Annotated in this window: 13 protein-coding genes; 10 read left to right on the top strand and 3 right to left on the bottom strand. The window is 67.5% G+C overall.

What is annotated here, in order from left to right:
- From C1I98_RS26070 to C1I98_RS26040, 7 genes are all read left to right on the top strand, one after another.
- Positions 1-471 (top strand): class I SAM-dependent methyltransferase (locus C1I98_RS26070; RefSeq protein WP_497845530.1); only part of this gene is annotated, 471 nt, incomplete at its 5' end.
- 38 nt (positions 472-509) lie between these two features.
- Positions 510-689, top strand: a complete 180-nt coding sequence (locus C1I98_RS26065; RefSeq protein ID WP_111170067.1) for an FxLD family lanthipeptide — start codon at positions 510-512, stop codon at positions 687-689.
- A gap of 187 nt (positions 690-876) precedes the next feature.
- On the top strand, positions 877-3,612 hold the full coding sequence (locus C1I98_RS26060) for a lantibiotic dehydratase (protein ID WP_233508190.1): 2,736 nt from the start codon (positions 877-879) through the stop codon (positions 3,610-3,612).
- The gene (locus C1I98_RS26055) at positions 3,609-4,703 is read left to right on the top strand and encodes a lanthionine synthetase C family protein (RefSeq protein WP_111170065.1); all 1,095 of its coding nucleotides are present in this window, start codon (positions 3,609-3,611) and stop codon (positions 4,701-4,703) included. Before C1I98_RS26060 ends, C1I98_RS26055 begins: the two co-directional genes overlap by 4 nt.
- The gene (locus tag C1I98_RS26050; RefSeq protein ID WP_199537219.1) at positions 4,685-5,431 is read left to right on the top strand and encodes a thiopeptide-type bacteriocin biosynthesis protein; all 747 of its coding nucleotides are present in this window, start codon (positions 4,685-4,687) and stop codon (positions 5,429-5,431) included. Before C1I98_RS26055 ends, C1I98_RS26050 begins: the two co-directional genes overlap by 19 nt.
- A gap of 83 nt (positions 5,432-5,514) precedes the next feature.
- Positions 5,515-5,817 carry a hypothetical protein gene (locus tag C1I98_RS26045; RefSeq protein WP_111170063.1) on the top strand — a complete coding sequence of 101 codons (303 nt, stop codon included), beginning with the start codon at positions 5,515-5,517 and terminating at the stop codon, positions 5,815-5,817.
- Between the two features lie 82 nt (positions 5,818-5,899).
- Positions 5,900-6,385 carry an ATP-binding protein gene (locus C1I98_RS26040; protein ID WP_368773546.1) on the top strand — a complete coding sequence of 162 codons (486 nt, stop codon included), beginning with the start codon at positions 5,900-5,902 and terminating at the stop codon, positions 6,383-6,385.
- A gap of 83 nt (positions 6,386-6,468) precedes the next feature.
- On the opposite strand, the gene C1I98_RS26035 is transcribed toward C1I98_RS26040, so the two are convergent.
- Together C1I98_RS26035 and C1I98_RS26030 are read right to left on the bottom strand one after the other, a co-directional pair.
- Positions 6,469-8,301 carry a S9 family peptidase gene (locus tag C1I98_RS26035; protein ID WP_111170061.1) on the bottom strand — a complete coding sequence of 611 codons (1,833 nt, stop codon included), beginning with the start codon at positions 8,299-8,301 and terminating at the stop codon, positions 6,469-6,471.
- Between the two features lie 16 nt (positions 8,302-8,317).
- Positions 8,318-9,316: a helix-turn-helix transcriptional regulator gene (locus tag C1I98_RS26030; RefSeq protein WP_146607629.1), complete on the bottom strand. Its 999-nt coding sequence runs from the start codon at positions 9,314-9,316 to the stop codon at positions 8,318-8,320.
- Positions 9,317-9,559: 243 nt separating this feature from the next.
- Between C1I98_RS26030 and C1I98_RS26020 the strand changes: the two genes are divergently transcribed.
- Positions 9,560-10,405, top strand: a complete 846-nt coding sequence (locus C1I98_RS26020) for an AfsR/SARP family transcriptional regulator (RefSeq protein WP_111170058.1) — start codon at positions 9,560-9,562, stop codon at positions 10,403-10,405.
- 180 nt (positions 10,406-10,585) lie between these two features.
- Here C1I98_RS26020 and C1I98_RS41705 read toward each other — a convergent pair whose 3' ends face one another.
- Positions 10,586-10,753, bottom strand: coding sequence for a hypothetical protein (locus C1I98_RS41705; RefSeq protein ID WP_158558181.1), 168 nt, complete (start codon positions 10,751-10,753; stop codon positions 10,586-10,588).
- A 6-nt stretch (positions 10,754-10,759) separates the two neighbouring features.
- Here C1I98_RS41705 and C1I98_RS40670 point away from each other — a divergent pair, with 6 nt between their 5' ends.
- Together C1I98_RS40670 and C1I98_RS26010 are read left to right on the top strand one after the other, a co-directional pair.
- Positions 10,760-10,993 carry a hypothetical protein gene (locus tag C1I98_RS40670; protein ID WP_146607628.1) on the top strand — a complete coding sequence of 78 codons (234 nt, stop codon included), beginning with the start codon at positions 10,760-10,762 and terminating at the stop codon, positions 10,991-10,993.
- A gap of 594 nt (positions 10,994-11,587) precedes the next feature.
- On the top strand, positions 11,588-11,840 hold a 253-nt coding region (locus C1I98_RS26010), incomplete at its 3' end, for a Fic family protein (protein WP_199537218.1).

The raw sequence follows: 11,840 nt of genomic DNA, 5'->3' as shown, positions 1-11,840 counted from the left end.
GTGCCGGATGATCCGGCGCTGTTGGACGGGGTTTTGGCGGGTGAGCGGGGCGAGGTGTGGTCCGGTGTCACGGTGGGGCATGGGGAGTCGTTCGCGGATTTGTATTTGTGGTTCGCGGGTTTCTTGCCGGGGTTCTGCAAGCTGGCTGCCGACGAGGGGACGGAACTGGCTCAGGAACGTAAGAGCTGGTTTCCCTTCGGGGTGGTGCGTGGCGACTCCTTCGCCTATCTGTCGGTGCGGCCGGCGTTGGAAGGCAGGGGGGTGGAGTTCGGCGCACGGGCCTATGGAGCTCATGGCGGGGAGGCCGCGACCGCGATGGTCGAGCAGATTCAGGCGTGGGACGAGCGGGGCGGGACGGAGCCCGGCTTTGAGTACTGGCCGACCGGCAGCGCGCCGGCCCGCTTTCCGGACGATGTGGCGGTCCTGCAGAAGACCCACGGTCTTGTCGCGATTACCTGGCCCGCCTGCTGAAGGCGGGTCCACACCCAACTGGTTAGGAGTGTGATCCGATGTCGCCATCGCTGATCATCGAAGGCGCCGACGTGGTGGCCGAGGAGGAGTTCGAGCTGGACATGCGGGTCGTGGAGTCCGCTACGCCGCTGGTGGCCATGATGTGCGATTCCAGCGACGGCTGTGGCAGCACGTGCAGTACCAGCGCGTGCAGCACCAACTCCAACGACCCGGCCTGAGCCAACTTCATCGTCGGCGCCCGGAGGGTCGCTGGGCGCCGACGACGGTCTGGAAGGGCGAGACATGCGATACCGGCATTGCGGTCTGGTGATGGTGCGGGCGAGTACCGCACCGAGCGATCTGGAACTGCCTTCGGAGTTGTCGGATGGGAGGGCGTGGCTGGCGAAGGTGTGGGCCCGGAGGGAGGTGCGTGAGGCCGTGTGCACGGCCAGTCCTGTTCTTGGTGCGCGTGTTGATGAACTGCTTGGTACGGAGCGCGATCTGGGGCGGGCCGTCTTGTCGGTCGTCTCGTACGTGATGCGGTGGAAGCGGCGGGCCACTCCGTTCGGGCTTTTCGCCGGGGTGACGACGGCTGCCATTGGACCTGCGGTGGCGGAGATCGGGGATCGACATCGGGCGTTCGCGCGGGTGGACGCGGAATGGCTCACGAGCGTGATCGATGAGCTTGAACGTCACCCTGGCTTGCGACCTGGCCTGAAGGTGGTCGCGGACAGCACGGGGATCGTTCGTGATGGGCGGTTCATCGTGGCGGGCCGGGCGGAGGTCGGGGCCCGGGTTCCGGGGCCATTGCGTGAGGTCTCTGTGCGTCACACCCGGCCGGTGCGGTTGGCGTTGGCCGCTGCCGCTTCGCCGATCCGGTTCGATGAGCTCGTTGAGGTACTGGCCGCGTACTTCCCGGCGGACAAGGTCAATTCCTTGTTGAACACACTTGTGGACCAGCGCATCCTGATCACCGGCCTGCGTGCGCCCATGACGGTCGCTGATCCACTGCCTTTTCTGATCGATGCCCTGCGTGTAGCTGGCGGCGAACGGCTACCGGACATCGCCGGGTTGCTCCGTCGTCTGGAAAGCATTCGGGGTCGCCTCACGCAGGTGAGCGGCGTCCGGCTGGCGACTGACGTGCGGCTCGACGCGACGATCGCGGTACCCGAGGTGGTGCTGGAGGAGGCGGCGCGGGCCGCCAGTGTTCTACTTCGACTGTCCACTGAGCCCTTCGGTCGTACGGCATGGCTGGACTATCATGCGCGTTTCCTCGCTCGGTACGGTCACGGCGCTCTGGTACCGGTACGCGAGCTGGTCGCCGACTCCGGGCTCGGCTACCCCGATGGCTACCTGGGCGCGCCCCGCACCCGGCCGACGTGGCGCACGCTGACCGAGCGAGACGCCGCCCTGCTGGCGCTGATCCAGGAGGCGACCATGGCGGGGGATCAGGAGATCGCGCTCACCGAGCGGCACCTTGAGGCGTTGACCGTGGGCGACCACGCCACGGTGGTCGCGCCGGAGCGTGTGGAACTTGGTGTGGCTCTGCATGCTCGGTCCACTGAGGCGATCGAGCGGGGAGATTTCGAGCTTTGGATCAGCGCTGCGCCACGGAGTCACACCAGCATGGCCGGACGGTTCGCCTACCTGCTTGACCTGCCCACATATGAGGCTGAGGAGGAGCGTGACGTGGTGGCGGTCCAACTGTCCTTTCCTCCTCGCAGGCCGCACAACGAAAACGTCGTACGCGTTCCGCCGCTCGCCCCCCAGGTCGTGCATCTGGGGGAGCATCCTGGCGGCGGCGCGATCAGCGTTGATGATCTGGCGGTCACGGCGGATGCCGCTCAGATGTACCTTGTGCAGCGCTCGACCGGGCGGCGGGTGACGCCCCGGATCGCGCATGCGTTGGACACTGTCGTCCAAAGCCCGCCGCTGGCTCGGTTTCTGGCCGAAGTCGCCGAGGCCCGGAGTGCGGTTTTCGGGCCGTTCAACTATGGGGCCGGGCGGGCGCTTCCGTACGTTCCGCGAATACGTTATGGGCGGGTCATTCTGGCCCCCGCGCGGTGGATTCTTACCGCTGCTGATCTTGGCGACTTTCAGGCTTGGCGGGAGCGTTGGCGTGTACCGGCGCGGGTGGTGCTGTGCCAGGGGGAGTTACGCCTTCCGCTTGATCTCGATCACCAGGTGGACCGGGCCGTTCTTCGTACGCGGCTGGAGCGGGCCGGGCGGATCGACTTGCGCGAGGACGGACCGCCGGACGGCCAGGGCTGGATCGGGCGACCGGCCGAGCTGCTGATCCCCATGACCACGATCAAGCCACGCCCCCGCAAGCTGCCGGTGACCTCGATGCCGGGCGCGGTTCTCCGGCCGGGTGGGGCCGCTGTGGTGCGGGCCCATCTGATCGGCAATCCCGCGCGGTTCGATGAGATCCTGGCCGGGCACCTGCCGGGCTTCGTCGATGAACTCGCCAGCCTGGTCACCTGCTGGTGGGTGCGGCGACACCGCGACATGATCCGGCTCGACGCGGACCAGTACCTCGCTCTGTTCTTACGGCTGGCCGACCCTGGGGAGTACGGCTTGGCCGCGGCCCGACTGGCCGCGTTCGCGGAACGCCTGGCGGCGCGCGGCCTGCCCGGACAGCTCACCTTGGCCACATACTACGAACACCCTGGCCGGTATGGGGAAGGCGCGGCGCTGCCCGCCGCCGAGCAGGTGTTCGCGGCTGACACGGCCGCGGCGGTCGCGCAGATCAGGATGGCCGAGACGGCTCGGCTCCCAGGTCAGGCGTTGGCGGCGGCCTCGATGGCGCACTTGGCGGCGGCGTTCGCCCCTGATGCCGAGTCCGGATATCGGGCGCTCGTTCGGTGCCTGGAGCAGCAGATGGGACCGCTCGACCGCTCTCTACGCGATCATGCGCTCCGCTTGGGCGATCCTTCCGAGGTCCGTGAGGCCGTTGTGGACGCGTGGCGAGCCCGCGAACAGGCGCTGGGCGATTATCACCGCGTTCTCGCCGAACAGCGTGACCCTGCCACCGTTCTGCGTACCCTGCTGCACGAGCATCACGTACGCGCCCTCGGCGTCGATCCGGCCTTCGAGAAGGTGACGGGCCGCCTCGCCCGAGCGGTCGCATTACGCCGCCTGGCCCTGGCCGGGGTCCTTTGAAGCCGCAGGAGGCCGGCCAGTCGCTCGCGACGGGGGCCGCCGGGACCGCGCTGCTGCACATCGAGCGTGCCCTCGCCGGGACCGGCGACTGGGCGACCGCGGACGTGTGGGTTCGGCGGGCATCTGAGGTGATCGACACGGCCGACCACGCCGGTTTGTTCTATGGCGTACCGGCCATCGCCTTTGTCCTGCACGCCGGGGGTACTCGGTACCGTTCGGCGGCGGCCAAGCTGGACGAGTACGTACTACGCCTGGCTCGCCGCCGCTTGGTCGCTGCGACAGCGCGGATGGATCGCGGCAAGGCGGCGACGTTCCGTGAGTACGACCTCTTCTCTGGGCTGACCGGGATCGGCGCGCTACTGCTGCGCCGAATGCCCGGCAACGACGTGCTGGCCGACATCCTCCGATACCTGATCCGGTTGACCCGGCCCCGCCGGGACATGCCCGGTTGGTGGGTCGAGCATGACCCTGACCCGACGCTGCCAACCCCAGGCGGGCACGCCAACCTCGGGATTGCGCACGGTGCTGCAGGGATCTTGGCCCTTCTCGCGCTCGCGGCGCGCGCTGGTCATGTCGTTGACGGGCAACGCGAGGCGATCGAGCGCCTGGCGGATTGGTTCGATCAGTGGCGTCAGCCCTCACCGCACGGACCATGGTGGCCACAGTGGGTCACCCGCGATGAATTGCGTACCGGCCGGACCGTACAGCCTGGTCCCGGGCGGCCGTCGTGGTGCTACGGAGCTGTTGGAATCGCCCGTGCCTGTCAGCTCGCCGCCATCGTCACCGACGACTTGGCGCGGCGGCGCGCGGCCGAGGAGGTCATGGTGGGGTGTCTGGACGCCCGGCAACTCCGCAGACTCAGCGAGCCGGGTTTATGTCATGGCCTGGCGGGTGTTTATCAGACCGCCTACCGCGCATCACAGGATGCGCTCAGCCCTGAGATCGCGGCCCGCCTTCCCACGTTGGTCGCCGAGGATGCCTGCGGGGACGGGTTGCTGGCCGGTGAAGCCGGAGTACGGCTGGCCATGGAGACCGCCCACCGCGGTACGCCTCCACTTTCGGGATGGGACGTATGCCTGCTGATCACCTGACCGACGGCGAGTGGTACCAGCTCGCGACCGAGTTCCCCGATGGAAACAGCGCCGTACGGCTTGGGCTGCGATTGGAGCTTCTGCGTTCGGAAGGGGCGCTGAAAGACTGGTGGTTCATGCGAAAGGCGCCCGGCTGGCGGCTACGGTTACGCGGCGCGGATATCGCGGCTGTGCATCGGGCTTTTGAGGAGCTGATGGTCGCGCGCTGGTGGCCGACCATCTACGAGCCGGAGACGTTCGCCTTTGGTGGCTCCGACGGTATGGGCATTGTGCATGAACTGTTTTGTGCGGACAGCCGTGGCGTACTCGATTACCTCCGTCAGGAGGACCCAGGAATCGGCCGCCGCGAGCTGTCTCTCCTGCTGATCAATGCACTCCTTCAGGCCGCCGGGCTGGACTGGTTCGAGCGCGGCGACGTGTTCGCGCGGGTGGCCGCGATCCGTCCCTCCGCATACGACTCGCGCATGGACGAGTTGGCGACGGACATTCGCTTCTTCTTACTCGTTCGCATCCAACCGCCTGCGGCATTCGCCGCACCCTGGTTCGCTGCCTTTGAGACTGCGGGTCGTCTCCTGGGTGAGGCTGCGGCGGCAGGCCGCCTTGAACGCGGACTGCGCGCCATTCTCACTCATGTACTGATCTTCCACTGGAATCGATTCGGCCTGTCGGCCACGACCCAAGGCATCCTCGCCCACGCCGCGAAGACCGCCATCCTGCCCCGGGATTGAGCCGAACTCCCTTTGACCACGTTGACCACATAGAGTCACCGAATCCCTCCCCTGTGCGCGCGGCGGCGCGGTTCGCTGGTCTCATGCGCGACACCGATCGTGAGTTCCTTCTCCGCGAACTGGCAGAGGAGCTCAGCCGGTATCACGAGGTCACGGCCACCAGGCTGGTGAACAAGGGAATCTGGCTGCGCGCCACATATCGCCGGTCGAGCATCCTCGTTTCCGTCGATCACGCTGGTCGGATCGGCTGGGTCTACCGCTGGGGCAACCAGCGGGACAGAAGCGGCCCCACCACGGAACTCCTCGCGGTCGCCGCGCAGATCGTGGCGTTACTCAAGAGCCGGTCGCCCAGGCGTACGCCGGCGTCCAGATCTCGAACGCCTTGACCTTTGGTGTGCAGTCGGGCCCCCATTGGGCCGTCGCGCCGACCGGTCGCGATGCCCAACGACAACAGGAGCAATACCGTCAATGATCGGAACAACGAAACGGCAACGACGACAGGCATGGATGCGATCGCCCGAGCGAATGGCGTGGCGGTGCGTGTTTCCTGGTGAGAGCGATCAGGTCGGACGAGCGCGGCACATCGTCGAGGCGTTGTTCGCCGGGACCGGCCGCGAAGACGACGCCGGACTCATCGTTTCGGAGCTCGCGACCAACGCGCTGGTCCACACCCGCTCCGGTAAGGCGGGCGGCTGGTTCGGGGTGGAGGTCCGTCTGCCGTACGACGGTCCGGCCTACCTTGGCGTGTACGACCTCGGCGGGTCGGGCTGCCCCTGGTTCGGACGCCACCAGGCCGACGACGAGCCGGGGATGGGCGGCCGAGGCCTCGCGATCGTCAGGGAACTCGCCGTGGACGTCTCCCGGATGGGTAACCCGGCCACCGGATACACGGTGTGGGTCTACCTGGATCTCACAGCGAAGGACGCCGGGCATGCGGGCGTCGCCGCGGGATAGCGCGAGGTCGGCCTGCTGCTATCAGGCCGACCGCTGAGGCGGACCGAAGGTGCCCACTCGGAGACCGGGTGGGCACCTCTGCGTTAGCTGACTTGGAGAGGTTCGGAGTGGTCGGCGGTCGCGGCGATCAGGTGGGTGTGCAGGAACGCGCTGATGGCCTCGTACGCGGCCAGCTCGTTGGCGCGGTTGGTGAAGCCGTGGCCTTCATCGGGGTAGATGTCATAGCGGACTTCGACGCCGCGTTCGCGCAGGCGAGCGACGATCTGGTCGGATTCGTTCTGGGGCACGCGAGGGTCTTTGGCCCCCTGGATGACGAACAGCGGGGCGGCGATGCCGTCGGCGTAGGTGACGGGGCTGCGTTCCAGGAGCTGTTCGGCGCGGGTGTCGGGGTCGCCGAGGACGGTGGCGACGAACGGCTTCCAGGTGGGCGGTGAGTTCTTCGCCAGCGTGAGCAGGTTGCTCGGGCCGCAGATGGATACGCCCGCGGCCCAGGAGTACGGCAGGCGGGCCAGGCAGGACAGGGCCGCGAAACCGCCGTAGGAGGCGCCCATGGCGGCCAGGCGGGCCGTGTCGGCCCAGTCCAGGGCGTGCAGGTACTGGATGGCGTGGTCGAGGTCGTCGAGGTCGATGCCGCCCCAGTCGCGGTAGATGAGCTTCTGGTGGGCGGTGCCGTACCCGGTGGACCCGGCGATGTTGGGGGCCAGGATGGCGATCCCCTGGTGGAGTAGGTGCTGGTACAGGCCGGAACGGGCGTATATGGGCCGTTCCTGGGATTCCGGGCCGCCGTGGACGGACAGCAGCACCGGGTGCGGGCCGGGGCCGTCCGGGCGGTAGAGCAGGGCGTGGACATCGCGGCCGTCGCGTGCCGGGTAGGTGATCAGTTCGGGGGCGACGGGCTCGATGACACGCAGGGCGGGGGGCCGGGTGTCGGTGAGGTACCGGAACTCCTGGCGTACCAGGTCCACGACCGCGAGTTCTGCCGGCCTCGCCGCGGAGTCGATCAGGATGACCGCGTGGGAGGCGTCCCGCGCCAGGGACAGGCTGGTGATGACGCCGGGCGGGATGTCCGGCAGGGGGAGGGGGGAGCCATCGCGGTCGGCGTGCAGGCGGGAGCGGCCGGTTTCGTTGACCGACCATAGGCGTACTCCTGCGGCGGCGTCGAGGGCTTCGACGTCCCAGTCCGGGCGGGAGATCGGGTGAAGTGTGCCGGTCGCGAGTTCGTAGAAGGCGGCGGCGGTGAACTCGCTCCAGTGGTCGGTGAGCAGATGGAAGCCGCTGGAATCGGCCGCCCACGCGCCGGGGTCGAAAACGCCTTCCCCAAGGTTGGCCGTGACGCAGATCGGGTCGGCGACCAGGGCGTTCAGGTCGGTGAGGTAGGCGGCGATGTCGGTGTTGGAACGGAAACCCGTGGACAGCAGCCACCGGCCGTCGGGGGAGATGCCGATCGCCTCGAACACGGTGTCCTCGGGAGGCGTGAAGCGGCGATGGTCGCCTGTCGCCAGGTCACGGACGATCAGGTCCTGGGCGGCGGGGTCGCGGTCGTTGGCGGTGTATGCCAGCAGACGGCCGGTCGGGTCGAACGGTGATCCGGCGAGGACCCGCTGGCAGTCCGGGCCGGGGTCGATTTCGGTCAGGTCGCTGCCGTCCAGGGCGACGAGGTAGAGGCGGAACTGTTCGTCACCGTTTTCGTCAGCGGTGAATACCAGTTTGTCGCCGGAGGGGGTCCAGGCGATCTGCCGTACCGTCCGGTTGTCGAAGCCCGCCAACCGGCGCGGTTCCCCGCCGGTGACCGGGATGACCCACAGGTCGTAGCGCCCGGAGGCGTGGCTGGAGTAGGCGACCAATGCGCCATCCGGGGACAGTGCGATGGTGGGCAGGAATCGCTGCCGGGGGACGAATTCCAGGTATCCGGGCATGAGGGCCTTTCGGGTCTCAGTTGATCCAGCCACGGCGTACGGCTGCGGCTCCGGCGGCGAAGCGGGTTTCGACGCCCAGGGCGTCGCGAATGGCGGTCCAGTGTCTGCGCATGGTGTTGACGCTGATGTCCATCTGTCGGGCGATGGCCTCGTCGGGCAAGCCCTGGGTGAGCAACCGCAGCACCTGCGATTGTGCGGGGGTGAGCGGCCCCGCCGCTTTCGCGCTGCCGTACGGGATCGCCCGCTCCCACAGCAGCTCGAAGTACTCGCGCAGTGCGCCGACGATGACGGGGGAGCGTACGAGTAGTGCCCCGCTCATTCCGGTGGGGGTGAGTGGGAGGAGCGCGACCGCCTCGTCCGCGAGCTTCATTTTCATGCCGATGCGAGGCAGGAGGCGGGCTTGTTCGCCTGCTTCCACCGCGGCCTCGATCGTCTTCGCGCCGATGGGATGTTCCGCGCAGCGGGTCTCGTAGATCGCGCGGCACTGGACTTGGCCCTCGAAGACGGGGAGCGGGGCGAAGCCGGTGGAATCCTCGACGGGCGCTTCGAGGACGTAGTTGTCCAGCGTGAGCCAGTCGTGCCGGGCGGCGTTGATGAGTGCGTAGGACAGGCGGCTGATCTCGTCTCGGTCGGTGACGATCTGGACGAGGCGGTCCATGGCCGCGGTGGAGTTGGCGGCCGGTGTCTGGTGCCAGTCGCTCAGCCGGCGGTGACCGGCCAGCAATCGTTCTTGATCGCTGACGAGGCGGCGGGAGAGTTCGGCCAGGACGCCTTGGAGGGCGAGTTCTGGGGGTGCGGGTACGAGGCGCGGCGGGGCCATGGGGCCGTCCGGCCGGAGGTGCGCCATTCCGCGGGCGGTGAGCTCCACTGTCTTTTCATCGCCACCGAGCAGGGACGAGGCGTCGCCTTCGGGGCAACCGCCTTCTGCGAGGAGCTTGGAGTAGGACGCGAAGATCTCATCCGGAACGACGCCTTCCAGCAGGCGACGCGCATTGAGCTGATCTTGTCTGTCCATGACACCCCCTGGTCAGAGGGTAGTGGATCGCGCACTGCCTGTGACGGTCGCTGAGTGGTTCCACGCGATGGTGAGTTCTCACCACAGGAGCGCTCGTGCCTGGACGTCCATTGGCGGAGGCGTTCTCGCGGAACTGGCCCCGCTCTGCCGCTGGTCAGTAGCCGTCGTGCGGAGTTTCAGGGCCGCTGTTTCGGCGCTGCGCACGGTCTGATCAGTGCGAACGCTCAACCAAGGGAGGCGATCATGCTCATCGGAGCGTCGCTTGTGACACGGAGTCTGATCGGTCTGGCGACGGCCTTCGGTCCATTCAACGGGCGCAGGGCGGTCCAGCCGCCGGTACTTCCACAGGCCACTCAGCGGGACCCCGAGCGGGGCACGATCCGACTCGTCGGTCAGTGCGCGATCGAGGGACGCGGTCGTACGGCGGGCGGCTGGGGCTCTGACACCTGGGCGCTTCTTGGGCTGCTCGCTGAACATCGCACCTGCCTGCTGAGTAAAACCGTCGCCGCCGACAAACTGGACGTCCTCGGCGATCGGTTCGCCGGTCTCCTCAAGGCGACCCGCGCCAAGATGTGCGACGCCTTGGGAATGCCGGGCAACTATGGACGGGTCGTCATCCAGTTCAAAGGCGGCACCGGCTACCGGATCAACCCAGACCTTTACACCTGCGACGTCTGGCAGATCCGTGACCTCCTCACCGCGGCGGCGCTGGCCACCGGCCCTGAGAAGATCGCTGGCCTGACCGCTGCTGTGGAACTGTACGTTGGCCCCTACCTCCCCGGTGTCCCGCACGACTGGGCGCGACACACGGCGGGCGCCCTGAACCGTGGCATCGTCCAAGCCCTCGCCCAGCTCGCCGATCTGGCGGAGCGCCCCGAGCAAGAGGCCGGCCACCTCGAACGAGCCACAGGACTCGACCCGGTCGCCGAGCACCTGTACCGCAGGCGTATGGAGGTCTACAGGCGACTCGGCAGGCCGCAGGCCATCCATTACTGCTATGAGGAACTGCACGAACACCTACGCGCCAGAGGAAGAAGGCCGTCCTCGAAAACAGAGCAGCTCTATCGTGGCATGACTGACTCTGAATGAGGAGGCGTGCCACTGTCGGCGACTTGACAGAAGCCAACGAGTCGAGCCCCGATATGCGACGTGCGCGTGTGTGCACGATACAACGCATGGATTCAAAGGGGGTACGTTATCGTGAACGTCCAATACGGCGTTCGGGCTCCGTGGATCGGCGGGGACACATCGGCGCTTAACTGGCGCAGATCATTCCATGGCCGAGTCGACGAGATCGGCGGGGCGCGTGACTTCGTCGGGTTCCTTCTCGCCAATACCCGCTTCGCGGAGCAGGCCGAGTTCGCCGTCTCGGAATTCGCTGGAAACGCGCTGCGGCACACCATCTCGGGTCAGCGCGGCGGCTGGTTCTGCGTCCATATCGGGATGGGGGCCAACGGCATGGCGATCAGCGACCACGGCGGTCCGAGGGCGACCGTCTGCGTCGCGGTCCGCGACCTCGGCGGCTCCGGGATACCTGCCATCGAGGTACGCGAAGGTCACGAAAGCCGAGGAGGGCTGGCAGCCATCGCCGAGTTCGCCGTGACCCTCGGCTGCGACGGAAGTCCGCAACGCGGCCACCTCGTCTGGGCGGAGCTCGGTCTGCCCGAGGCCGCGTAGACGCAGGGGAGAAGGTGGGACCAACCGGCTGCTATCCGGCTGGTCCCACCCTCAGCGTAGGGGTGGTTCGTCGCGAGAAGACTGGCTTCTCGCGGGCGTGAGTCCTTCGTTGCGGGAACTTTGCGCGACTGCGTCCGGGCCTGCTGATCGGTGTGCCGTTCGGTCTGCTGTTCGGCCCGCCGTTTTGACCGGCGCCCCTGCGCTGGGGCGTACGCGCAGGTCGGGCGGTCGCCGGGGCTACCGGTGGGCCGCCCGACTCGCCTTACCAGACGAAAATCTGGCAGGAGCGGACGCGGCCGAACCTCATTGCCTCATTCCCCTCAAAGCTATTCACGATGATTAAGAGCCTGCCTTTCAAAGGCCGATAGCCGGCCGTGCGGAGTGTTTGCCGCTCGCCCTGCATATGAGGGGTAAGTCTGGCCGGACGAATCGCCAAGGATTCATTGCCTGCCTTGGGGATCGGAGATCCATCATTTGTGCCGTGCTTCACCGTATCGGTTTGCGTCGCGTTCGGAATCGAGAAATGGTCGTCATGCACGGAAGAACGGCTCGCGCCGAATACGGGTCACCAACCGAACCGAAGGGAAATTGAAAATGTCGAACGAGCAGATCACCGAGAACATCGCCGCCCCGGCTGAATTCCGCCCGGAAGGCGCAGCGGCCAAGGTATGGGAGGCCCTTACCGCCAACCCCGGCGTACCCATCACAACGATCGTCGAGGCGGCCGGTGTTTCGCGCCCGACCGCTACCAAGGCACTCACGGCATTCGCCGAAGCGGGGCGCGCCGTCCGTACCCATGGCGGCCGTAACGACCAGGGCCGCCCCCTGCCCGACACATGGGCCCCGG

The organism is Spongiactinospora gelatinilytica, from assembly GCF_003236385.1.
Lineage (GTDB): Bacteria > Actinomycetota > Actinomycetes > Streptosporangiales > Streptosporangiaceae > Spongiactinospora > Spongiactinospora gelatinilytica.
The sequence above is the reverse complement of the archived record's forward strand: the minus strand, read 5'-3'. Positions and strand labels throughout refer to the sequence as shown.